Annotated in this window: 18 protein-coding genes; 8 read left to right on the forward strand and 10 right to left on the reverse strand. The window is 68.6% G+C overall.

Annotation, left to right across the window (positions count from 1 at the left end; translation table 11 throughout):
- Positions 1-8 precede the first annotated feature (8 nt).
- The 6 genes from HAV39_RS13385 (at position 9) to HAV39_RS13410 (ending at position 8,866) form a co-directional block, all read left to right on the forward strand.
- Complete coding sequence (locus HAV39_RS13385; protein WP_191839517.1) at positions 9-803, forward strand: ABC transporter permease; 795 nt, start codon at positions 9-11, stop codon at positions 801-803.
- Positions 800-3,484: an aminopeptidase N gene (pepN, locus tag HAV39_RS13390; RefSeq protein WP_203736110.1), complete on the forward strand. Its 2,685-nt coding sequence runs from the start codon at positions 800-802 to the stop codon at positions 3,482-3,484. Before HAV39_RS13385 ends, pepN begins: the two co-directional genes overlap by 4 nt.
- A gap of 4 nt (positions 3,485-3,488) precedes the next feature.
- Positions 3,489-4,787, forward strand: a complete 1,299-nt coding sequence (locus HAV39_RS13395; protein WP_191839518.1) for a condensation domain-containing protein — start codon at positions 3,489-3,491, stop codon at positions 4,785-4,787.
- Positions 4,788-4,909: 122 nt separating this feature from the next.
- Complete coding sequence (locus HAV39_RS13400; RefSeq protein WP_191839519.1) at positions 4,910-6,511, forward strand: carbamoyltransferase C-terminal domain-containing protein; 1,602 nt, start codon at positions 4,910-4,912, stop codon at positions 6,509-6,511.
- Between the two features lie 40 nt (positions 6,512-6,551).
- Positions 6,552-7,433 carry a Mur ligase family protein gene (locus HAV39_RS13405; protein WP_191839520.1) on the forward strand — a complete coding sequence of 294 codons (882 nt, stop codon included), beginning with the start codon at positions 6,552-6,554 and terminating at the stop codon, positions 7,431-7,433.
- A complete protein-coding gene (locus HAV39_RS13410; protein ID WP_191839521.1) occupies positions 7,427-8,866 on the forward strand; it encodes a Mur ligase domain-containing protein in 1,440 nt (479 codons plus the stop codon). Before HAV39_RS13405 ends, HAV39_RS13410 begins: the two co-directional genes overlap by 7 nt.
- Before the next feature lie 13 nt (positions 8,867-8,879).
- Here HAV39_RS13410 and murD (HAV39_RS13415) read toward each other — a convergent pair whose 3' ends face one another.
- The 10 genes from murD (HAV39_RS13415) to HAV39_RS13460 are packed head-to-tail and all read right to left on the reverse strand — an operon-like array spanning position 8,880 to position 21,273.
- Positions 8,880-10,379, reverse strand: a complete 1,500-nt coding sequence (gene murD, locus HAV39_RS13415; protein WP_191839522.1) for a UDP-N-acetylmuramoyl-L-alanine--D-glutamate ligase — start codon at positions 10,377-10,379, stop codon at positions 8,880-8,882.
- On the reverse strand, positions 10,376-11,239 hold the full coding sequence (locus tag HAV39_RS13420) for a sugar phosphate nucleotidyltransferase (RefSeq protein ID WP_191839523.1): 864 nt from the start codon (positions 11,237-11,239) through the stop codon (positions 10,376-10,378). The genes murD (HAV39_RS13415) and HAV39_RS13420 overlap by 4 nt, the downstream gene beginning before the upstream one ends.
- A complete protein-coding gene (gene murA / locus HAV39_RS13425) occupies positions 11,232-12,506 on the reverse strand; it encodes a UDP-N-acetylglucosamine 1-carboxyvinyltransferase (protein ID WP_191839524.1) in 1,275 nt (424 codons plus the stop codon). Before murA ends, HAV39_RS13420 begins: the two co-directional genes overlap by 8 nt.
- Entirely contained in the window at positions 12,503-13,564 is a 1,062-nt protein-coding gene (locus HAV39_RS13430) for a GntG family PLP-dependent aldolase (protein ID WP_191839525.1), read from the reverse strand. Before HAV39_RS13430 ends, murA begins: the two co-directional genes overlap by 4 nt.
- 5 nt (positions 13,565-13,569) lie before the next feature.
- A complete protein-coding gene (locus HAV39_RS13435) occupies positions 13,570-15,825 on the reverse strand; it encodes a pyridoxal-phosphate dependent enzyme (RefSeq protein WP_191839526.1) in 2,256 nt (751 codons plus the stop codon).
- Positions 15,815-16,732, reverse strand: a complete 918-nt coding sequence (locus tag HAV39_RS13440) for a GHMP family kinase ATP-binding protein (protein WP_191839527.1) — start codon at positions 16,730-16,732, stop codon at positions 15,815-15,817. Before HAV39_RS13440 ends, HAV39_RS13435 begins: the two co-directional genes overlap by 11 nt.
- A complete protein-coding gene (locus tag HAV39_RS13445; RefSeq protein ID WP_191839528.1) occupies positions 16,729-18,258 on the reverse strand; it encodes an argininosuccinate lyase in 1,530 nt (509 codons plus the stop codon). The genes HAV39_RS13440 and HAV39_RS13445 overlap by 4 nt, the downstream gene beginning before the upstream one ends.
- Complete coding sequence (locus tag HAV39_RS13450; protein ID WP_191839529.1) at positions 18,258-18,923, reverse strand: HIT family protein; 666 nt, start codon at positions 18,921-18,923, stop codon at positions 18,258-18,260. Before HAV39_RS13450 ends, HAV39_RS13445 begins: the two co-directional genes overlap by 1 nt.
- On the reverse strand, positions 18,920-20,047 hold the full coding sequence (locus tag HAV39_RS13455; protein ID WP_191839530.1) for an aminotransferase class V-fold PLP-dependent enzyme: 1,128 nt from the start codon (positions 20,045-20,047) through the stop codon (positions 18,920-18,922). Before HAV39_RS13455 ends, HAV39_RS13450 begins: the two co-directional genes overlap by 4 nt.
- Entirely contained in the window at positions 20,044-21,273 is a 1,230-nt protein-coding gene (locus HAV39_RS13460) for an NAD(P)-dependent oxidoreductase (RefSeq protein ID WP_191839531.1), read from the reverse strand. The genes HAV39_RS13455 and HAV39_RS13460 overlap by 4 nt, the downstream gene beginning before the upstream one ends.
- Positions 21,274-21,520: 247 nt before the next feature.
- Between HAV39_RS13460 and HAV39_RS13465 the strand changes: the two genes are divergently transcribed.
- Together HAV39_RS13465 and murD (HAV39_RS13470) are read left to right on the forward strand one after the other, a co-directional pair.
- Entirely contained in the window at positions 21,521-23,008 is a 1,488-nt protein-coding gene (locus tag HAV39_RS13465; protein ID WP_191839532.1) for an aminotransferase class I/II-fold pyridoxal phosphate-dependent enzyme, read from the forward strand.
- 193 nt (positions 23,009-23,201) lie between these two features.
- Positions 23,202-24,476, forward strand: a complete 1,275-nt coding sequence (murD, locus tag HAV39_RS13470) for a UDP-N-acetylmuramoyl-L-alanine--D-glutamate ligase (protein ID WP_191839533.1) — start codon at positions 23,202-23,204, stop codon at positions 24,474-24,476.
- Positions 24,477-24,480: the final 4 nt, after the last annotated feature.

Consider the following 24,480-nt stretch of genomic DNA (forward strand, 5'->3'; position numbering starts at 1 on the left):
TCATCGCGATGACTTTGGCGCCCTGGAGAGTTGCCCGAGCGGCGGCCGTCGCCGGCTATCAGGAGTTCCGGAGCCTGTTCAGCTTGCGGGCCTGGCTCGGTGGATACGTGGTCAGGCTGCTGTTCCAGGTCATCTTCTTCAGCATGGTGGGCAAGTACGTGGGCGGCCCGGGTCTGGTGCAGTATCTCCTCGTCGGAAACGTGCTCGCGATCATAGCCATGCAGGGGGTGGCGCATGCGCAGAGCGCCGCGGCCGAGCGTACGAGCGGGTTCTTGTTGCCCCTGGTCGGCTCGCCTGCCGACCACGTGGTGACGCTGCTGGCCCGCAACGCCATCCGGTTGGTGCTCAGCCTGGCCAGTGGGATCATCGTGCTCACCGTGCTGGTCATCGCCTTCGGGCTCCCGCTACCGCTCCCGGGGGTGCTCTTCGTTCCGCCAGTTCTCTTGGCGGTCGCCATCAGTTGCTACTGCTTCGGCTGTTTCCTGGCCGCCCTCGTCTACCGGTTCGAAGGGCTGCGGCAGGTCGCGAGCAACGCGGCCTATCTAACGGTCGCGGTCTTCGCGGGGGTGAACGTGCCCATCAGCTACTGGCCTCGACCGTTGCAGGTGTTTTCGGAGATCCTCCCGGTGACGCACGGGCTGCGGGCACTGCGGGCACTGCTCGGCCAGGTTCCGCAGGCGGCACCCGGTGGTCAGGTCGCGTGGGAACTGCTGGTGGGCACCGGCTGGATGCTCGCCGCCGGCGTCCTGCTGCGCTGGTGGATCGACGCGGACCGCGCGTCAGGACGGCTCGACCTGGCGTGACCGCCTATCCACCCGCCCTTGACGGGCCCACCCAGACCGACGGTGCCGGGACGGTGCGCAACCGGCTCAGCCGCGCGGAAGCACGCGAGCGCGCCCGGCTCCTTGATATCCACTCCTATCGTGTTGAACTCGACCTTTCAGCCGCACTGTCGCAGGAGACGTTTCCCTCGATCACCGAGGTGCGGTTCGCCTGCGAGGGCCCCGCAACGAGCTTCATCGACCTGCGGGCGGTGGCAGTGCACAGCGTCGTGCTGAACGGCATGCACCTCTCGCCGTCGGAGGTCTGCCGCGACGGCCGCATCACGTTGCCCGAACTCGCCGCGGAGAACGTCCTGTGCGTGGTTGCGTACTGCGCCTACTCCCGCGACGGGGCCGGCATGCACCGGTTCGTGGACCCGGCCGACGGCTTCACCTACCTCTACACACAGTTCGAGGTCGCCGAGGCCAGTCGCGTGTTCGCGGTATTCGACCAGCCAGACCTCAAGGCACCGTTCACCTTCACCGTCACGACCCCGCCCGGGTGGGTCGTCGTCGGCAACGCCCCCGCCCCGGCCCCTCGGCGGCTGTCCGACGGCAGCGAGGTCCACGCGTTTGCGCCAACCCGGCGTATCCCCAGTTATGTCGTCGCAGTGGCAGCCGGTCCGTACAGCGTGGTCCGGGACACCCATCGCGAGGCAGATCGGGAGATCCCACTCGCGCTGTACTGCCGTGCGTCGCTGACCCCGTGGCTGGACGCCGGCGAGATCTTTCCGGTGCTGCGTCGAGGTTTGGGGCAGCTGCGCGACCTCATCGGCCACGACTATCCGTTCGAGAAGTATGACCACGTCTTCGTGCCCGAGTTCAATTCGTCCGCGATGGAGAACGCGGCCGCGGTGACGATGCGTGACCAGTTTCTGTTCCGCTCACGGGCGACCGGCGCCGCGCTGGCCAAGCGCGAGATGGTGATCCTGCACGAACTGGCCCACATGTGGTTCGGTGATCTCGTCACCATCAGGTGGTGGGGCGACCTCTGGTTGAACGAGTCCTTCGCCACCTACTTCGCGCTGGTGTGCCAGTCCGGTGCGGATGACATGCACGGTGACTCCGTTCGAGCGGCGTTCGCGGCCTTCGACAAGAACCGCGCGTACCTCCAGGACGAGCTGCCGTCCGCGCATGCGATCGCCGCCGACGTCGAGCACATCGCCGACGTCGAGGGGACCTTCGACAGCATCACCTACGTCAAGGGCGCCGCGGTGCTTCGGCAGCTTTCGGCCGCCGTGGGCGCGACGGCCTTCCGCCAGGGCATCCACGCCTATCTGCGGGAGCACGCCTGGGGCAACGCCGACGTCGACGACCTGCTACGGGCGATCGAAGGCGCCTCGAGCCACGACCTCGCGACCTGGTCCGAAGCCTGGCTGCGGACAGCGGGCGTGGACATGCTGCGGCCGGAGGTGGCGGTGGACGGTGACGGAACGATCACATCGTTCACCGTGGCCAAGACGCCGTCCCCCCGCAGTCATCAGATCGCCGTGGGCTTGTATGACATCAGCTCCCGGGGCCTGCTGGTCCTGGCCGAAAGAATCCAGGTAGCCGTCCACGGAGACCGGACCGAGGTGCCCGGACTTCGCGGGCGGCGCCGGCCGGCGCTGATGGTGCTCAACGACGGCGACCAGTCCTACGCGCGCACCAGGATGGACCCGGTGTCGCTCACCGCCCTCACCCGCCACATCGGCGGGTTGGCGGATCCGGTAACCCGTGCCTTGTGCTGGGCGATGGTCTGGGACATGACCCGCAACGGCGAGCTGGCCGCGACCGCCTATCTCGACCTGCTGATAGCCGGTGCGGACCGGGAGGGCGAGCTCGAGGTCCTCGGATCCCTGCAGCACAACGCCAAGGTGGCCCTGAACCTCTATGCAGACCCTGACACGGCCTCGGCTCAGCGGGTGCGCTGGGCCGATCACTGCCTGGACCGGCTGCGCCGAACGGCCCCCGGAAGCGATCGGCAGCTCGCCTGGTTCCACGCCTTCGCCGCGGTGGCGCGTTCGGAACCGCAGGTGCGGGTGCTGCACGACCTGCTCGACGGGCTGCCCGTCATCGAAGGGATGGCCGTCGACCACGAACGCCGCTGGGCGGCACTGCATCGACTGGCCGCGACGGGCCACATTGACCGCGCCGCGATAGCCGCCGAGGTCCATCGGGCCCCTACGGCCTCCGCACTGCTGCACGCTGCGGCGGCGACGGCCGCGCTTCCGGAAGCGGAGGCCAAGGCCGATGCCTGGGCCGCCATCGGCTCCTCCGGGACCGGCAACGCCGAACGCCGCGCCCTGATCGCCGGGTTCTGCCAGCCGGAGCAGAGCCGGTTGCTCGAGCCCTACGTCCGGCGGTACTTCGCGGGCCTCGGGGGACTCTGGCACAGCCCCGACGAGGCCGCCCAACGAGCCGCCGCTGGGCTCTTCCCCTCCTACGTCCTGTCCTCGGCCACCCTGGCCGCCGCGGACGAGTGGCTCGCACAACCCGGATCCGAACCCGCCTTGCGACGAGTGGTCCTGGAGGGCCGCGCGCGAGTCGAGCGCGCCCTCAACGCACACGAGACTGCCCGGTCCGCCGGACGCACGACGCCCCGACCCGATCCCGCAGGGGCCGATGGTGGCCGCACGGCGACGGCGGTGCCCGATCGGCAGTCCATACCGGTAAAGGAGTGACAGTATGCCAGCCCTGGTCAGCGGCTCGTCGGCCGCCGAGGAAGCGGTGCAGGTGCCGCTCTCCTTCACCCAGCGATACCGGTTGGCCCACAATGCCGTCTGGCAGGCCACCGGCCGGCTGGGCGGAGGCAGCGTGATGCGGCTGCTGGCCATCAACGGCGACTTCGATGCGGTGCGTCTCGGTCTGGCCCTGCAGGACGTCCTGGAGCGGCATCCGGCACTGCGCACCATCCTCGACCCGAAGACGGCGACGGCCAGTCTGGCCGGCCCGCTGCCACCGCCGGTGCGTGAGGTCGACGGCCGCTCGATGCCCCGTGCCGAACTCGACACGCTGTTCCGCGACGAATGGGGCCGGGAGTTCGACGTCACCACCGGACCCAACTTTCGGGCGCTGGTGGTGCGCACGACCACCGACACCTGGTGTCTGGCGATAACCGCGAAGCACTTCTTCGTGGACGGGACCTCGATGCGTATCCTGCTCAACGATCTTGGCCAGGCCTACGCCGCACGGGAGACCGGCCCGACCGTCTGGCGCCGCGCCGCCGAACCAGCAGGAAGCTATGCCGAATGGGAGCAGACGACACTCACCGGTGAGGAATTGGCCCGCAGGCTCGGCCACTGGCGCACGCGTGTCGATCCGCTGCAGATCCTTCCCGAGTTCCGGCTCGCCGGCGCGGCGGAGCCGCCACCGGGCCGCCGTACGGCGGCGGAGGAGAATCGAGCGCTGGACGTCGACGAGTCCCGTGCATTGTTCACCGCGTGTGCGCGCCTGGAGGTCACACCCTATGCCGTCTTCGCCGCCGCACTCGCCGCAGCCATGCACGCCGACGGCGGTCTGCGCGCACCCGGGCTGGTGAGCCCGCTCAGCATCCGCCCCCCGCGGTGGCGGCACACCGTCGGCTGGTTCACCCGGGTGACGCCCCTGCGGGTCGAGATCGAGCCGGGTGAGGACCTGGGCACCTTGGCACGGCGCTGGCAGGCCGAGACGGCAGCCGCGATGGAGCACTCGCTGCCCGTGACGGTGCTGGCCCGAAGCCTGGTGCCCGGTCGGCGACCGGTGTCCGGTTGGCGGCCGCAGGTCTATCTGGACATCGACTACCCCGAGGCGGTGGAGTCGGGTCTCGGAGACCGGATCCAGCTCGGCGGGGTGGGGCCTACGCTGCGCGACGGGTTGAGCGCCGTCGTGCGCTGCGGCGGCCGGGAGACCCAGCTGACCGTGCGCTACGAATCGGAGTCGGTCGAGGCGTCGGTCGTGGGTCAGTTCCTCGGTGCCGTCATGGCGAACGTGCGCGCGATGCTCTGACGGGCGGCGAGCCGCCATTCGACAGCCGTAGCTCCGCGGCCGGCAGGTCCCGGATTCAGGGGACTGCCGCACCCGTGGCACAGCCAGAAACATGAGTGATCATCCCGGAGAGGGGGGCCGGCATGCGAATTCTTTCGCTGTACTTCGGACACGACAGCTCAGCCTGCCTGCTCGAGGACGGCAGAGCGGTGGCCGTCATCGAGAAGGAGCGGACCACCCGGATCCGCCACGACAGCGGCCGGATGGATCTCGAAAGCCTGCTCGACCAGTACGGCTGGCGCGCCGAGGACATCGACTGCGTGGCCATCAACCCCCTGATACGCGAGGGCGGCTCGGACTCCTGCGACGGCTGGGACCTGACCGGATCCTCGTACCGTTCGCGGCCCGACTACCTTCAGCGGGGACTGCGCTGCGCACCCGAGGCCAGGTTCAGCCGGCACGACATCAGGCTGCTCGGGCGCACCTACCCCTGCGTGTCGGTGGACCACCACCTCGGCCACATCGCGACTGGCTACTACACCAGCCCCTTCGAGGCGGCCACCGTCCTGTCCGCCGACGGCGGAGGCGATGCCCGCACCGTGGCGGCCGCTCGGGGCGAGGGGCATCGGATCGTCGAGATCGAGTACGGCTGGGGGAACACGCACCCGGCTGGCGAGCTCAACATCGGGAGCCTCTGGGGCTCCATCGGCCAGTACTACCTCGGCTACGGCCGCCTCGAGGGCGCGGGCAAGCTGATGGGGTTGGCGCCATACGGCAGAGCAAGACCGGAGCTCGTGCAGGCGATGTGGGAGGCAGCACACAGCGCCCCCCGTTCGCCGCTTCCCGAGGCACTGATGGCCAACAAGGTGCTCGACGCCACCGATCCGACGGCCCAGGACTTGGCCGCCTCGGTCCAGGCGTTCACCACCGACGCCTACCTTCGCGCCGCGGAGCGGCTGGCCCGGGTCTTCGGCGACGACTACCTGGTATCGACGGGTGGGTGCGGCATGAACTGCGTCGCGAACACGGCGTTGCACACCAGCGGGCTCTTCCGCGACACCTGGGTCCCCGCCCAGCCGAGCGACTGCGGGCTTGCGCTGGGACAGGCCCTGTTCACCTGGCACCACGTGATGGACCAAACCCGGCAGCCACGGGCCTGGTCCCCGTATCTCGGTGCCGACGTGGGCGGCGCGGACGACCCGTCGATCGCGTCAGCTGCCGTCGAGCACCTCCTCCAGGGCAGGACGGTCGGGGTCTGCGTGGGCCAGGCGGAGAACGGTCCGCGTGCGCTCGGGCACCGCAGCATCCTGGCCGACCCCCGGATCCCGGAAATCCGGGCGCGGATCAACAACTCGGTGAAGCACCGCGAGTGGTACCGACCGCTCGCCCCCATGGTGTTGGAGGAGGACTTCGCCAGGTACTTCGCGCCAGACGTGCCGAGCAGGTACATGAGCTACGTGACGCAGGTGACCTCCGACAGGCTGCCCGGGATCACCCACGTGGACGGCAGCACCCGTCCGCAGGTGATCTCGCGGGAGGACCAGGGGATGCCCCGCCTCCTGTTGGAGGAGTGGAAGCGCCGATCCGGGATCGGTGTGCTGCTCAACACCTCGTTCAACAGCCAGGAGCCGGTCGTGGACACCGTGGAGCAGGCATACGCCACCTGGCAGCGAACCGCGCTCGACGTCCTGGTGACACCGCACGGCGTCCACGCCAGGGAAGAGGCTCGCGCCTTCGCTCCGTGACGTCAAATCGGACCGCGACAGAGAACGGATGGGACCGCTCATGAGCCGACTGGCTATCCTCGGCTACGGAACCGAGGGGCAGGCAGCCTATCGCTACTTCGCCGACAGGTACGACTCGGTCTCGATCCGGGACCGCGATCCCGAACGCCGTGTTCCTCCCGGCATCTCTGCCAGGCTCGGCGAGGACTATCTGGCCGATCTCGACGATTTCGACCTCGTGGTCCGCTCACCGGGTGTCGACCCCCGCCTGCTCCCCGCGGACCTGGCGACCACGTCTGTGACCCGCCACGTGTTCGACAACTGCCGAGCCCCCGTCATCGGTGTCACCGGCACCTCCTCCGATGTGGTCGCCCACCTGATCGGAGCCATGCTCTCGGCTGCCGGCCACCAGGTGTGGCAGGGCGGCAACGTCGCCGGGCCCCCGATCGATCTTGTGGAGCAGGCCACCCCCGATCACTATGCGGTGCTCGCGCTGTCGAGCTTCCAGCTCCAGGACGTGACCGTGAGCCCCACCCTGGCCGTGCTGCTGGACATCGACGGCCCGGACCTCAAGTACCACGACGACATGGATCAATACGTTGCTGCGAAGGCGAACATCGTCCGCTTCCAGGAGCAGGACGACATCGTCGTGTTCTCCCCGCACCATCGGCACAGCCGACGGGTCGCCGAGCAGTCGCCCGGCCATCGCCAGCCTTACCATGCCCCGCCGTTCGCCCACCTCCTGGACGGCCGGCTCCGGATCGGCGACCGAACGCTGGTCGATCTGAGGGCCACGCGCTTCACCTCCGACATGGCCTCGATACCAGCCGCGGCGTTGACCGCGGTATGGAACATCGCACCCGATCCTGAGGCGACCTGCAGGGCACTGGTCGAATTCGAGCCGGACATCCGCAGAGCCAAGCACCATGGGCGCGCGTGGTGACCGCCAGGGCGTCCGGGTGGCCCGGCCGGCGTTGGCACTTCGTCGGCGTCGGAGGCGTGGGGATGAAGAGCGTGGCTGCCCTGGCATTTCAGCTGGGCCTGACCGTCTCCGGCTCCGACCCGCAGCCCTCACCCATCACGCGCCGGCTCCAGGAACTCGGGGTCGACTTCCGGCACGGTCCTACCGCCCGGAACATCAACTCCGACCTCGACGCGGTAGTGATCACTACCATCATCCCGCCGGACGACCCTGAAGTCGTGGCCGCACACCGGCTCGGCATCCCGGTTCTGCATCGTTCCCAGGCCCTCGCACGATTGGTCGAGGGACGTCCGAGCATCGGCGTGCTCGGCAGTGCGGGCAAGGGCACCACAGCCGGAGCTCTGACGTCGATACTGCGCGGCGCCGGCCTCGACGCCGGGTTCTACCTCGGGTGGCATCTGCGCAGCGAAGGCTCCAGCGTGCAAAGCGGCCGCGACTGGATGGTGTTGGAGATCGACGAGAGCGACGGTTCCATGCGTAACTTCACGCCGGACCTCGTCGTCATCACCAACCTGTACCGGGAGCACCTGGACTACTACGGCGATCTCGACACCATGATCGACGAGTTCGCCGCCTGGCTGATCGGGAATGAGCGGCTTCGGGCAGCCGTCCTGAACGCGGACGATCCCGGCAGCCGGCGGCTGGCGCGGCGGCTGATCGACTCCGGGATCACGGTCGTGGGCTACGGCTTCGGCCCAGCCGCGCGGCATCGCGGCTCCGAGCTGCGGACCACGCTCACCGACCTCACCCTACGCTGGGAGGCCCCTGCACAGCCGGCGGTCGACCTGCGGGCCCGAGTCGGCATGCCGTACAACGGCCACAATCTGCTGGCGGCCGCAGCCGCCGCCCACTGGCTGGGCATCGCCACCGAGACTGTCCGGGCCGCCCTCGTGGACTACGAGGGCATCGCCGGCCGGCTCGAGGTACTCGTGGGAGAGAGCGGGGTGACCTTCGTCGGTGCCTACGCGGCGGTGCCGGAGAGCCTGGACGCGGTCGTCGATCAGATCCTCGCCTGCCACGCCCCGGACGACGTGCTCATGGTCTTCCAACCCAACCGGTCCTGGCGGCTGAGCAGTTTCCTGGCGCCCTACGTGGCCGCCCTCCGGAGGATGAACCACGTGGTCATCACCGATCTGGCCGAGACCTTCGTCGGACAGACGGAGCGGCACCGGCGGCTCGAGGCCGAGCGCAGCGCCTCGGACGCCCGGTCCGAGGCCGATCTGGTCGCCGCGCTCGGCCCGCATGCCAGGTGCGTGCCGGCCGAGCGGCTGGAGGCGGTGCTGCGAGAGGAGACAAGGCGGTTCCGCGTCATCGCCGTGGTGGCCGGTGGCGAGGCATTCCTCGACCGGATGGCCAGGGCGGTCACGGGAGCCGCGCTGCCCGCGGAACGGTGATCCGGCCGGGCGGTCAGCCGTCGGCCGGGCCAGGAGCCGAAGCCTGGCGCTCCGCCAGGGCCTGACCGACGGCGGCCCGGAACTCCGCGGCGCGGTGGGCATAATCGGTGAACATGTCGAAGGACTTCGCGGCGGGGCTGAACAACACCACACCGGGCTCGTCGCGAAGTTCGTCCAGGCACGACCGAGCCGCCTGGCGCATCGAATCGGTCACCACGGTCGGCATCCGGTCACGCAGGAGGGCGTCGAACTCGTCCGCGGACTCGCCGACCAGCACGGCGACTGCAGCCAACCCCGGCAGCGCCTGGGCCAGCTCATCCTTCGGAGCCTGATCACGCTGCCCGCCACCGACCCAGACGATCCGATCGCTCGGATAGGCGTCGCGGACCACACGCAACGCCGCGAGCACCGAATGAGGATTGGTCGCCTTCGAGTCGTCGATGACGACCATCCCGTGTGGCGTACCGGTCATCAGGTTGATGCGGTGTGCCGGCGAACGAAAGCTTCTGAGCCCCTCGGGCAGTCCTGCGGCGGGGGTGCCAAGCGCGGTGACCGCCGCTAGCGCCAGCAGCACGTTGCTGTGGTTATGCTCGCCGAGCAGGACCGTCTCCTCGCCGACTGCCAGTGCCGAGACGTCGGAACGACGCGCGACGTACCGGTTGGCGACGTCCCCGGTCCGGCGGTATCCGTGCCCGTCGAGGTACCAGCCGGTGCGCCCACGGCCGTGGACGGATGTCGGCTCGCTGCGACAGGGCAGCGGACGTGACGCCACCATGCGGGCGGTGATGGGGCAGTCCTCGCTGTATACGAGGGTGTCGGCGGGGGTGAGGTTGTCGGTGATCGTCCATTTGCACTCGTGGTACGCCGCCGCCACCCCACCGAAGATCGGCAGCCCGATGACATGGTCGTAATCGACGTTGGTGATCACCGCCACGTCACAGTGGAAGTCGACGCCGCCGAGAAGGTGGATCTCGCTCAGTTCCACCACCACGACCGTGTCCGGGGTGAGCCGGTCCAGCTGTGAGCAGAGCGGGACGCCGATGTTCCCGCCGGTCACCACGTCCGTGCCGGCGGACCTCAGCAGGTGGCTGATCAGGGAGGTCGTGGTCGTCTTTCCGTTGGTCCCGGTGATCCCGACGATCCGGCAGGGCCGCTCCGGGAACCGGTCGCGCATCAGGTGGTAGAAGATCTCGGTCTCGTCCACCACGGGATATCCGGAAGTCGCCAATTCCAGGTAGCGCGGCGAGTCTGCCACGTAACCAGGCGATACGACGTACACCTCGCCCTCCCGGGGAGGTGGGAACTCCCCGAGGGCGACTTCGATCGAGGGCAGGAGCTCACGTCCGACACGGTCGTGAACCTCGGGCCTGTCAGACTCGTCGTGGGCGCGAACGCTCGCGCCGACTCCGGCCAGCGCGTTGGCTGCCGCGATTCCCGATCGTCCCAGCCCCAGCACCGTGAATGGCCGCCGTGTCGGGGAACGCCAGTGGAAGGTGTTCGGCTGTGCTCTCATTGGTCGGCCTTCGAGTGTGGGTCCGTCATGCGGCGCATCGCGAGATTGGCCTCAAGCCAGCTGTCCGGGGTGCCGCAGTCGTGGTATTCGCCGGCGATCCGGTGAACCAGGACTGGATGATCGGTCGCGATATCCAGTATCGCGGTGGGTGTCTGGTACTCGCCGGAGTGCGGGTCAGGGCGCAGCCGCGCGAAGCGATCCAGCAGCTCCGGCCCCAGCAGATAGCGACTGATGTTCGCCAGCAGGGTGGGTTCCTGGCCCGGCTGCGGCTTCTCCACCATGCCGGCCAGCGCGTCCCAGCCGGCTTCGCGACGGAGCCGGACCATGCCGTAGGAGCGCGCCCTGGCTCTACTGACCTCGGTCACCTGTATCGCCGCCGCAGCTCCGGCGCGGTGCCTGGCCAGCCGCATGTCCCTCAGATCCGATCCACCGTCGGCGCGAAGGACGACGTCGTCGCCGGAGAGCAGGAACCAGTCCGCGTCACCGATGAACCCACTAGCCGCCAGGCCCGGCATCGCCGAACCGTAGCGTCCGTCCTGGGGCTGCTCGATCCAGGTGAACCGCACCTGCGCGAGATCTGCGTGAAGTCGCGCGACGGGCGCGTACTTGTCGGTCCAGCCACGCTCCTCGAAGTAGCGCTTGGTCCGAGCGTTCTCCTCGAAGTACCGGCGGATCTGGTCGTCGCCGGGCTGGACGACAAAGGCGATCTCCCGCACTCCGGCGGCGGCGAGCTCCTGCACCAGATAGTCCACAACAGGCCGGTTGCCGATCGGCAGCATCGCCTTACCCACCGCCGCCGTGTATGGGAAGAACCTGCTTCCGAAGCCGGCGGTGCCGATGACCGCCTTGACCTCACGCATCGACGACCTCTCTGACGACCTTCGCACCCAAGCCACACAGCCGCTCGACGAGCCGGGCATGCCCTCGGTCGAGCATCCTGGCACCGGACAGCACGGTCTCGCCTTCCGCCGCGAGCGCGGCGAGTAGCAGTGCGGTGCCACCGCGCAGGTCGGGGATGTCCACCTCGGCGGCGATGAGCGTGGACCGACCACGCACCACGGCGGTCGAACCGGCGACGGTGATGTCCGCACCCATCTTCCGCAGTTGCTCCACCACGGCGAACCGAGAGCTGTGAACACGCTCGTGGATGCGGCTCTCCCCGTCAGCGCGGGTCGCCAGGGCGAGCAGCGGGGACTGGAGATCGGTGGCGAAACCCGGGTGAGGGTCGGTGACCACGTCCACAGGGCTCAGCGGCCGGTCACCTGAGACCCGCAGCACGCCGCCGTCCCGCTCTAGCCCGACGCCCAGTTCGTCCAGCTTGAACCGGGCCGCGCCCAGGTCGTCGAATTCGGCGCCCGCCAGGGTCATCCCGCCGCCGGTGATCGCTGCGGCCATGATGAGGAATCCGGCGTCGATCCGGTCGGGCATGATCCGCCAGTCCACTCCGGTCAGGCCGGTGGCGCCTTCGACAGTCAGTTTTCGGGTGCCTGTTCCCGAAACGCCGCCGCCCATGGCGGTGAGGAATCCGGCGAGATGGCCGACCTCGGGTTCTACCGCAGCGTTCTCGATCGTGGTCCGCCCGCGGGCGGCGGCCGCCGCCAGCATGAGGTTCTCGGTGCCCGTATGTGACGGCGTGTCGAGATAGAGCGCGCACGCCGCCAGCTTGCCCGCGGTGATCTCGACCCGGTCGGGGAACTCGCGCACCCGGGCCCCCATCCGCTCGTAGGCGCGGTAGGAGTAGTTCAGCGGGCGGTTGCCGATCGAACAGCCGCCCACGCCCTCGCAGACGACTCGCCCAGTCCTGGCCAGTAACACTGGAAGGAAGAACACCGTGCCGCGGAAGGCACCGCTGAGTTCCTGGGGCAACACCGAAGAGGACACCGTGCTGGCGTCGATCACCATCATGCCCTGCGAGCGGTGAAATTCCACGCGCGCACCGACCGCCTCGGCGAGCTTCCTCGCGCAGTGGACGTCCTCGATGTCCGGGACGTTGTGGAGGACCGTCACCCCCCGCTCGGCGAGCAAGGCGGCGGCGATCAGGGGGAGCACCGCGTTCTTGGCGCCCTGAACGATTGCGGTGCCGGCCAGGGCGTGCCCGCCTCCGACGCGATAGCGGATCGAGTTCATTCGCGCCCCTTCGAGCCTGCCGTCTCGGCGGCGGCCGCCGCCATGGCCGTGATCGCCGCCTCCATGTCACCGAGGCCTACCCCTAGATGGGTCACCGCCCTGATCCGGCCGTGCCCGAAGGCGAGCAGCGCGACTCCGCGCCGGCGCGCAGCGGCCAGGAACGCCTCCTCTGACGTCTCCTCCGACGACAGGCGGAACAGCACGATGTTGGTCTGCACCGTCTTCGGGTCGAGGTCGAATGCCGGCTGGGCGGCGAGTCCTTCGGCGAGCAGCCTGGCATGGTGGTGGTCCTCGGCCAGCCGGTCGACCATCTCGTCCAGCGCTACCAGCCCGGCCGCAGCGACCGTGCCGGCCTGCCGCATGCCGCCGCCCAACATCTTGCGGATCCTGCGGGCCTTGGCGATGAACGCCCCATCGCCGACGAGCACCGAGCCGATCGGCGCGCCAAGCCCTTTGGACAGACAGAACTGCACCGAGTCGGCCGCGACGGCCAGCTCCGCCACGGGAGTTGCCGAGGCCACTGCCGCGTTGAAGATCCGGGCGCCGTCCAGGTGCATCGGCGTAGCCCGGGCAGCCGCCAGTCGGGCGACCTCGGACTGGTAGTGCGGCGTCAGCACCGCGCCGCCGCAACGGTTCTGCGTGTTCTCCAGGCAGATCAGCCCCACGGGAGCGAACTGGGGATCCTCGTCGTCCGGGGGATAGGCCGCGGCGAGAGCGTCCAGCGGCAGGGTTCCGTCCGACCTGTTGCGCACCGGCTCATACGAGACCCCACCGCACACCGCCGCCCCCGCAGCCTCGTACAGGTAGATGTCCGACTCGTCACCGACGATCACCTTGGAGCCTCGTGGGGCGTGGCTCAGAATGGCGGAGAGATTGGCCATCGTGCCACTGGGCATGAGGCACGCGGCCTCCTTGCCGAGCCGGTGCGCCGACTGCCGCTCCAGGTCCCGCACGGTCGGATCCTCGCCGTAGTCGTCATTGCCGACTACAGCTTCGGCCATGGCCGACCGCATCCTGGAGGTCGGCTCGGTGAACGTGTCGCTGCGCAGTTCGATCATGCGCGTCATTTCTGACCTTCCTCGTGGGTCGGACCGCCCTCGGATACGACCAGGCTGATCTGGTCCACTGCCTTCGCCAGTGCCGCCTGCACCTCTGCCGCTGACGGGCCGACGGCGATCAGATGGCCGAGGCGGTCGTAGGCATTGCGTGGCGGTCGCACCCGCGTGCCCGGCGCCGCCGACACGGTCACTCGGGCGATACCGGTGACCTGCTGCGCCTCGGGCACGCCGTCGACCCGTTCCAAGATTCCGGCATTGTCGGCCAAAAGAAATCGAATCCCGGCGTAGCGGCGTGGCGCATCGGGCGTCGGCAGCGGTATCCCGGCCGTCGTCCGCAGGTGCTGTTCGAGCAGGTCGACACCACACGACAACCTGATCAGCTCAGGGATCATGCCGCCGGCGGGCCGGCCGTTGACCTCCACCACCGCAGGTCCCTCGGTGGTGAGCTTCAGCTCGACGTGTGCGACGCCCTGACGCATGCCACAGGCGGTCACGGCCGCCCGTGCGGCCTTCTCGAGCTCTTCGGCGTCGTCCTTCGGTAGATCTGCCGGGAAGACATGCATGTGCTCGACGAAGAAGGGCAGATCGGCCAGATATTTGGCGGTGATCCCGAGGCATTCGATCCGCGCGTCGCCCACCAGCAGCTCCACCGAGTATTCGGGTGCGGCAAGGTAGGACTCGACCAGGACGGTGCCGGCGGTCTGCTGGCCCCGCACGTTGGTACGCACCGCGAGGACGCTCGCCGCATGGGCGACCGCCTGTTCGATGTCGGTGCACAGCAGGACGTTGTTGGAGCCCGAGTCGTCGGCCGGCTTGATGACGCACGGCAGCCCGATCCGGGCCGCTGCCGCGGCGACCTCGTGGGCCTCTCGCACAGCCTCGTACCTGGGCTGCCGCACGCCCGCAGCCTTCAAAGCGTCCCTGGTCAACGCCTTGTTCCGGCATGTGGACATCGCTGCGGGCGGATTGCCCGCCAGGCCCAGGGCGGTACTGAGCTCCGCTACGGGTATCAGGTAGAACTCGCTGGTTGTTCCGACACCGACGAGTCGTCCGTCGGCGGACTCGTGGTCCAGCACGCGACGTAGTTCAGCAGGGTCGTTGGTGTCGCACACCACCACCCTGGCCGGTGCGTCGGCCAAGCCTGGGTAGCGTTCGGGATTGCCGGTGACGAGCACCGGGTCCATCCCCAGCCGCTGCGTGGTTCGCAACGCCTCCATTCCGCTACCGGTGGTGTTGGATTCGACGAACACGAAACGTGGCCGGTTGGTGCGCCCGAGCACGGCGTACGACCACCGGCTGACCTGCGTGCCGTAGCGCACCTGGACAGGTCGTCCGACATCTTCGGACGACGACTCCCCGTAAACGGAGTTGATGTACCGGTCGCCCCTGTCGGGGAAGATGCCGACCAACCGGGTGCCCGGTGCGGCCTGCTCGGCAAGGTGGCGCAGCACCCGGTAGACCGAGCCCGAGGTGTTGCCGGCGAAGATCTTCTGCTCGCGGGCCAGCGACCGGGTGGCGCCGAACGCCTCGGCGTCGCTGAGCCAATGCACCTCATCGATCATCGCGTAGTCGAGGTTCTCCGGGAAGATGCTGTTGCCCAAGCCGCTCTGCAGACGCTCCGGCCTGTCCGGCTGACCGAAGAGAACGCTTCCGACCGTGTCGACGGCGACCGTGGTGAGCCGGGGCAGGGACGGCAGCAGTGCCCGTGCGGTTCCGCACAGAGATCCGCCGCTGCCGACCGCTCCGACAAGCACATCGAAGTCGCCGAGGTCGGCTTTGAGCTCGTCGGCGAGTGCGGCGTAGGCGGCGGGGTTCTGCGGGTTTCCGTACTGTCGGGGCCAGAACGCGCCGTCGAGCCGGGATCGCAGCCGGGCCAGCAACTCCAGGCGGGCGCTCTGCCAGCCGCCGCCGGTCATCTGCTCGACGATATGTACCGCGCAGCCGAGCGCCCGAAGTTTGGCCAGGGTGATCGGGTCGATCCGCGGGTCGGTGACGATGTGCACGGGGTGGCCCAACCTGCTGCCCACCAGAGCCAAACCCAGCGCCATGGTGCCTGAGGAGCTCTCGATGATCGGCGCTCCCTCGACGAGTTCGCCGGTCTGCCTGGCGTCCAGCAGGAGCCGTTTGGCGACCCGGTCCTTCATCGCGAAGAGGTTCTGCAGCTCCAGCTTCGCGTAGACCTCGACCCCCGACGGGGCGGGGACGTCCAACCGCAGCAGCGGAGTGTGCCCGATCGCGTCGAGGATGTCGTCATACCGCATGGTGCGCTCCCATGAATTCGCTGGCTCCGTGGCGCTCGTCGGAGGCGAGGCTGTGATGGACGCCCACCCTTCCCGGCAGGCGCCCGCAGAGCTGGACTGCCTTCTCGACGCGCTCGGCCGCCTTCGCGTCCGCACCGTCGAAGAGCAGGCCGAGCAAGGTGCCGCTGTGGGCGCAGGCGACGCCGAGCGCGCCGGTCTGCTCGGCGATCCCGAACATGGCGGGTAGCAGGGGACGGACCCGCATCTTGTCGCCCAGCCGGCAACTGCTGGACGCCACCCTGCCGACCGCGGCCAGGTCGCCGCCGCGGATCGCATCGGCAAGCTCGGCGAGCAGGTCCGCGTACCGGTGCTTGTCCGCGTCGGTGTACGGCTTGGGCAGCCGGTTGAATTGGATCGAATCCAGCTGCCCGCCCTCGTCGAGACCTACGATGGTGGTTGCGGGCAGGGGGCCGAGGCTGGCTCGCAGCCGCACATTGCGATGCTCGAACGCGACGACCCCCGGGTACATCACCCCATCCGTTGGTTCGATCGGCCGTAACCAGTCGGCGATCGCGGCGGGGGACGTGTCCAGACCGAGCGAACCACCCACGGCACGGGCCGTGGCCACCAGGTCCGCGGAGGAGCTGGCCATGCCCTTGCCCACCGGCAGGTCACTGTCGAGCCGGAGGACTCCGCCAGCCCGGCTGCCCGCCGCGTTCAACATCATCTCGGCGAGCCGGGCAGCCTTCCAACGCCCGGCGGGAAAGACCCGCACCGGACCGCTCGGCAGCAGTCTGAAAGAAGCCCTGGCCCATCTCGCCACCGGCAGGGTGACGAGGAAGTCGACGTCGCCGTCCGGCAGCACCCCCTGCAGCAGTTCGCCGAAGGTGCCGTTGGCCACCGCTGTGGCATCCGTGCCGACCCTCACGCGGCCACCGCCTCCGCGGCGGCGTCGGAGGCCAGACCGAGGGCGTGGTTCAGCCCGGCTAGCGCCTGTTCGATGCGGAGGGAGCGAGTCAGCCAGCGGGCCGCCTGCTCCGCGACCTCGAGGCGCTGCTCGGTCATGAGTGCGCGAACCTGCGTCGGATGCGTCGAGCCGGACGTGCGTTTGCGCGTGAGGGCCTGTTCGACCGAGAACGCCTGGGCCAACAGGTCACGAGCTCCCTCGATCTGTTGCCCGTACGCGTTTGCCGCTTCCCGAAGCAGCTCCGGGGCTGGCTCGGTCGGCGGCAGACCGGCAGTGATCGCCGCAGTGATGTACCGACCGGCGATGATCTGGGCGGTACGCCATTCGATGCCGCAGTGAAGCGTGAGCAGGTTCGCCAGGGTGAAGCCGCCCAGGTACTCCCTCGCGCAGGCCGCCGCCATCGGCTCCGGCAGGAAACGAAGGCCGGCCAGCACGGTCGTACCCAGGCGCAGCAGTGACCGGGTCTCGCCGAACAGCGTGCTCAGATGACTTGCGGCCTCCTTGGAGACCTCTACCATGTTGGCGTAAGGGGTCGCGCGCTGGCCGATGGCCAGATCCAGCGAGAGACCGGTCAGATGGGCGGATCGTCCCCTGAGCCGCTCCAGCACGGGGAAGTTGCGCTTCTGCGGCATCGCGGAGGAGATTCCGCACAGCGCGTCGGGCAGATCGATGAACCCGTACGCCCCACTCGCCCAGCACATCAGGTCGGTGGCGAAACGACTCAGCGTCACGCCGAGCAGCGAGAGGTCGCCGCCGACTGCCAGCGCCCAGCCACGTGACGCCACGGCCGGGAGTGCGTGCCGCACCGGAGCGCGGAATCCGAGACTGTCGGCCAGCTGCTGCCGATCCCAGTCGAGTTCCTGGCCGGTCATCGCGCCGGCGCCCAGCGGGCTGCGGTCGAGTTCCTCATAGGATGCCGTCAGGCGCCGCAGCACATGCAGTACCTCCTCGACGAGCGCCGTGAGGTAGAAACCGGGCGTCATCACCTGTGCGGCCTGGAGATGTGTATAGCCAGGCATGGGGGTGTCGACGTGACGGGACGCTGCGTCGAGTACCACCCCGATCAGGTCGATCAACTGGCCGGCGACGGCCGCCACCTGGTCGCGTCCGTACATCAGCTGGGCGCATGCCTGGAGGTCGTTGCGGCTTCGGTCGACATGCCAGGCCGGCGCGTCCTTGCCGAGGCCGGCACGGACATGTAGTTCGATCGCGAAGGCGATGTCCGAGGTGTTCTGCTCAGGGTCGGCGGTCAAGTGCTCGTAGCCGATGCCGTCGAGCAACACCGCGATCCGCCGGGCCGCTTCGCGTTCCACGACGCCGAGCCGTACGGACTCGAGGACGAGCGCCTTCTCGATCGCCAGGTACCACGGCAGCAGATTGCGTGCCTCGGCCTCGAACTGCGGTGCCAGCACCTCCTCGTGCAGCACCTCGCTCGGCACTGCGGTGATCCGGCCGCTGACAGCGGCGAACCCGTTCCCCTTCGCCATCAGGCGCCGCCTCGCGCCATGGACTCAGTCAGGAGAGTCGGCAGATCACGGGCGTGGTCGGCAAGCCGGCGCTCGGCCGACGCGATCAGGTCCCGGCTCCGCCGGGTCCCGAGCATCCTCTCCCAGTCGGCGAGATCGCCATCGCCCGCCAGACCTGCGGCGAGGGTACGCAGATGGTGTGGGGGTAGTCGACTCGTGACCGGGAAGAAGACGCGACCGCTCGAAATCGACTCCGCCACCAGGTATCCGTCGATGTCTTCCGCGAGTTCGGCGATCGACTCCCAGTCCGACACGTGGACCCGTTGCCCCAGCTGGATCTGCTGGACGATGTCGCCCTGGAGGGGCAGCACATGGACGTGCGCGTGGTGGCAGATCCGCTCCTGGGAAGTGCGGATCAGGCAGTGCCCGGTCCGTCCGTGCTCGAACAGGGCAAAGGCACCGTATACCTCCAGGTACACCGCCTTCAGCGCCGCACACCAGCCGTCGAGTTGGGCGCGTAGCCGAGCAGGAAGATCGGCGATCGACGGATAGTGGGCTCTGGGCATCACCAGTGCGTGCCCCTCGACGATCGGCGCATCGTCGAGTTGGACGAAGAAATCGGTTCCGCCGGCGATCACGGATTCCGTTCGGTGGCAGAACATGCACCCGTCGAGCAGTTGAGTCATTGTTTTCCGGCCAGGTCGGCGACAGCGTCGAGTGCGCTCTCGAGTTCGGACAGATCAGTGAGGTGGGAGAGGCCGAACCGAACCGTCCCCGCGGGCAGGGTCCCTAAGGTCCGATGGGCGAGCGGGGCACAGTGCAGTCCGGCCCGGACGATGACGTCGGCCCGCTCCTCTAGTCGCGCCGCAGCCTCAGCGGCCGGCATGTCGTCGAAGGCGATGGACACCACCGGGACGGTGGTCTCGGAGGCCCAGTCGTGGACCGTGAGCCTTGGAATGGCTCGAAGTCGAGCGATGAAGTGGGCGCGCAGGCTGGCCTCCCGCATCATGATCGCCTCGATTCCGCACTCGGTCAGCCATTGGACTGCCGCACCGAGCCCGGCGATGCCCACGCTGTTGGGCGTCCCCGCCTCCAGCGCATGAGGGAGCCACCGGGGTTGCCGAGGCGATTCGGACCGGCCCCCGGTCCCACCCTCCACCAGCGGGTGGAGAGTGATCCCATCACCCACGACCATTCCTCCGGTCCCCTGCGGACCGAAGAGCCCCTTGTGTCCAGGGAAGACCAGCACCTCACCCGCCTCGGCCCGCACGGGAAGATGACCTGCGGTCTGCGAGGCGTCCAGGACCAGGGGAACCTCGTACCCGCCGGTCAGGGATCGGATCTGAGCGAGCGGCACGACGGCGCCGGTGACGTTGGAGGCGTGCGATACGACGACCATCGCCACTCCTCCTTTGCGCAGCTCCTGTTCGAGTAGGTCGAGGTCGATCGGCGAGTCATCGGTGGGGGCGATCGCCGTCCAGGTGACGTCCTTCATCGCCCACAGCGGACGGGTCACCGAGTTGTGCTCGAAAGACGACGTCAGCACCCGGGTCCGCGGGCGGGCCAGGCCCTTGATCGCGACGTTGAGCGCCATCGTGGCGTTGACGGTGAAAACGACACGCGAGGCGTCCGCGGTGTGGAAGAGGTCGGCGATCCTCTCCCGGGCGTCCCAGATCCGTTCCTCCGCCCAGATGGCCAGCCGATGGCCCGAACGGCCGGGATTGCCCCCGGCGGCGAGGCAGGCGAGGATCGCTTCTCGCACTGGAGCCGGTTTGGGGTATGACGTGGCGGCATGGTCAAGGTAGATCACGTCAGCTCCCGAAAGGCTGTCTCGATCATGATCTGGGCAGAGTCCGCGAGTCGATGCAGGCCGGGGGTGCGCTGACTGACGGCCTGGAATGCCCCGGCGAGCATCAGAGCCCGCGTCACCTGAAACCTCGGAGCGGGGATCGGCTCGTCCTGGCAGTAGAAGTTGACGGGGAACCCGCCCGCCGCGAGCATATGGGGCACCGGCCCGGCCAGGGTGTAGTGGTGACGCCAGGGCGCCCGCGGGCTGTCGTGGTCGCTCGGCAGTCGTCGCGACGGGACGCGCTCGGTCCACACCGGGAACTCGATGTCCGACGAGGCGCCGTTGATCAGCACCAGTGGACGTGGCAGCCGGATGAGCGCCGTCCGATCGAGCAGCGGAACGCCGGTGCATCCGATGAGCACCTGAGCCCGGTGCAGGAGTTTCGGCAGGTCGTCGGTCGACAGGCCGTCACCCCGAGCGGCCGCCGTGGCCACTGCGTCGCTGTCGTGTATGACGACCCGGTGCCCATCGGCCGCGAGCAACGCGGCCAGGCGCCGGCCCACCGTGCCGTAGCCGACGACGCCCAGGCTCAAGGTGCCTGCGCCCTGGCCCAGCTCGTGCAAGACCCGCCGTACCCCGGCGGCCATTGACTCGGCGATCAGCGGGCCCTCGAGATGCTGTTTGACCTCGGACCTGGCGACATCAACCACCGGGAACGGCCGCGGCACGGCGGCCGCCCAGCGTGCTCCGCGCGTCGTCTGTTCCACGACGTGGGTCCGCCGCCAAAGGTCGGGATGTCCGAGCAGGGCACGGCCGGCGATCGCCCCCTCGTCGAGGACCAGCAGCCGACCCGCCCACCGGTTTCGTGCCATCCGGGCGACCTCCGCGGCCACGACGGCGCCGATCTCGGTCTCGTAACTCACGGCCGGGTCGTCCATCTCGACAGACCCCGGCAGCCGCACGCCCTGCGCCCGGAGCACCTCGGCAGCCTCGGCGCGGGTCGAGTACGCCTTGCCGATCAGCGTGATGTCGCCCGGCGCCACACCGGCCCGGCAGAGGGCTTCCATCAGCGGGAGCGTCGAACTCTGCAGATGTTGCACCGCGAGCACCCGCCAGCCCCGTAGCGGCGCGGCCGCTCGCTCGGTGTATGAGGCCAGGACCGCCGTGACGACTGGAAAGGAGGTGTCAAGTCGCCCGAATCCGCTGGTGGCGCCAGCGTGCCGGATGTCCGCCTCGGCCTCGTTCAAAGGTGCCTCCCAGTCCTGCCAGAAGGCTAGTAATGGCCGGCATCCGGATGCCTGTCACCGAAACAGGCGACGCTGGCGGCGATTCGCCCGCTCCGCGTCCCCGGTTAGTGTTGCCCCGCATAATCCGCCTCGATTCGCACAAGGGTGACCTGCGCGTCGTGGCTGGCCAACCGTCGCCTGTCGGCGAAGCCGATAGCCACCCGGCCAGACGGAGAGATGGCCCGACCCACAAGGCGTCCCGAGAGTGATGAGCGTGACAGGAATCCGAAGCTCCCTCCTCAAGCAATACCTGGAACGAACCATCCCAGCTGAATTCGTCGATCGTTTCTCACCTGCCACGATCGCATTTGCGGCCGGACTGGACGTGGTGACACAGACGTCGCCGGCGGTGGCCGAGTCGATCCTCGCCGAATTGGCAGATCAACGGCAGAATGTGAAGCTCATCGCCGGTGAGAATTTCGCCTCTCCGGCGGTGCTGCTCGCTGCGGCCAACTGGCTGAATGACAAGTCGGCGGAGGGCGTGCCGGGGAAGCGGCTGTATGCCGGTTGCCAAAATGTCGACGACATCGAAGAATATGCTGTCAGCCGGGCGAAGAAGCTATTCGCCGCGGACCACGCCTATATACAACCGCACAGCGGTCTCGACGCCAATCTGGTCGCCTTCTGGGCAATTCTGGCGCACCGCGTCCAGAATCCGGCTGTGCTGGGTGCGGGTGGTCGCAACGTCGATGAGCTGAGCGCGGCCGAATGGCGGAAGCTGCGCACCGAGCTTGGCAATCAGCGATTGCTGTCGATGTCGCTGGAGGCTGGTGGACATCTGTCGCACGGCGTACGGAGCAACATCACCGGCAAGCTCTTCGATACCCATGCCTACGGCGTCGGACCTTCCGGAACGGTGGACTACACCGATCTCGCGCGGATGGCGCGCGAGGTGAGGCCGCTGATCCTGTTGGCCGGCTACAGCGCCTATCCCCGTCTGCTCGACTTCCGGATCCTGCGCCAGATCGCGGACGAAGTGGGCGCCACCCTCATGGTGGACATGGCTCATTTCGCGGGACTGGTAGCTGGCGGCGCGCTGAGCGGGGACCACGACCCGGTGAGGTATGCGGATATCGTGACCACCACCACGCATAAGACGCTGCGTGGCCCACGCGGTGGGATGGTGCTATGCCGATCCGAATTCGCCGACGCGGTCGATCGCGGCTGCCCGCTCGTCATCAGCGCGCCGATACCGCAGATGATGGCGGCGAAAGCGGTCGCTCTCGACGAGGCGTCGACGCCGGAGTTTCGTGATTACGCCCATGGCGTCGTCGCCAACGCCCGCCGGCTCGCTGAGACGCTCGTCGCCAGGGGCGTCCCAGTGCTGACCGGCGGAACCGACAATCACCTGGTACTCGTCGACGTGCGGCCGTTCGGCCTCACCGGACGGCAGGCCGAGAGCGCGCTGCGCAGCGCTCGGTTGACCTGTAACCGCAACACCATTCCGTCGGACTCGCACGGTCGCTGGTACACCAGCGGACTACGTTTCGGCACCGCTGCTCTGACCACGCTCGGGATGGGCGGCGACGAGATGACAGAGATCGGCGAACTCATCTACCTGGTGCTTCGGGACACCGCCGCGGTGCCAGGGTCGAGTAGCCGGTTCTACCTCGACCCGGCGGTGGGGCAATCGGTCTCACGACGCGCCCTTGCCCTGCTCGAAAGGTTCCCGCTCTATCCGGGTCTCGATCTCTGAACACCATCGGACCGGACTGTGGCGAGGAAGGGATCTGCGGCCCTGCCGCCGTCATGATTCCTCCTGAGCCTCGATTGCCCGGCATTCAGGGCAAACGAGGCTCATGTAATACTCTGCTACGCAGAGTGGTGCGGGTGTTGCCGATACTCAGAGTGAGCATGCCGGCGGGTGCATCGTCAGTGAGGAGCGGGCCTTGAAGATCGCGGTCGTGGGTTACGGCGTCGAGGGTCGTGCAGCCGTTGACTACTGGCTGGACAAGGGCGATATCACCGTGTGTGCACCCAAGCTGGAGGCGACCCCACCCGCGGGCGTCGAAATCCAGGTGGGCCCTGACTACCTGGCCGGATTGACCGATTTCGACCTGGTTGTGCGGAGTCCTGGGGTGCGACCCGACCTCATCCCCGCGGGCGTTGCGACCACCAGCGTCATCCGCGAGTTCCTGCGGGTCTGCCCGGCACCCGTGATCGGTGTCACCGGCACCCAGGGCAAGGGCACCACGTGCACCGCCATCGCCGCCGTGCTGCGCGCCGCCGGCCACCGGGTCTTCCTCGGAGGAAACATCGGGGTCCCGCCCCTGGCCTTCCTCGGTGATATCCGGCCCTCCGACTGGGTCGTGCTCGAAGTCTCCAACTTCCAGCTCATGGACTGCACGTCTTCCCCCGGTCTTGCTGTCGTTCTGCCGGTGACACCCGATCACCTCAACTGGCATACGGGCTTGCCGGAGTACTTCGAGGCGAAGGCTGCCATCGCCGCTTTCCAGCACCCGGAGGACAGCGTCGTCTTCGCGGCGGACAACCCGGTCGCCGCGGCGATCGCGGCGACGAGCCCGGGTCGCCACATCCCGGTCGGTCGGCATGACGGCTTTCACGCCCGGGACAACGGCGTTTACCGCGGGAACACTCGTATCGTCGATGCGGCCGACGTTCAGTTGCGCGGGCGGCACGTCCTCGAAAACCTCGCCGCCGCCGTGGCAGCGGTGTACGACATCGTTGACGGCGACGCTGCGGTCGTCAACGCCGGTATCGGCTCGATGAAGCCACTCCCGCACCGCCTGGCGCCGGTCAAGAAGGTGGGCGGCGTCCTCTACGTGAACGACTCTCTGTCCACCACGCCGGAGACCAGTCGCGCGGCAATGGCCGCGTACCCGGAGCCGAAGATCGTCATCCTGGGCGGCTCCAGCAAGGGGATGTCGTATCAGACGCTGGCCGAGGCGGTCGAGGCCAACCACGTCCGCAAGGTCCTCCTCGTGGGCCAGGACGCTCCCGCGATCGCATCGGCTCTGGACGCCCGAGGCTTCACGGATTACGAGTTCGTCTCCGGCCCCATGTCGACCGTGGTCGAGCAGGCCGCGGCCTCGGCCCGGCCGGGAGACGTGGTGCTGCTCTCGCCGGCCTGTGCCAGCTTCGACAGCTACCGCGACTACGCCGACCGAGGCGACCAGTTCGCCGCCGCGGTGCAAACTTTGTGATCCG

This window comes from Catellatospora chokoriensis, from assembly GCF_011297315.1.
In the GTDB taxonomy this organism is placed as follows: Bacteria; Actinomycetota; Actinomycetes; order Mycobacteriales; family Micromonosporaceae; genus Catellatospora; species Catellatospora citrea.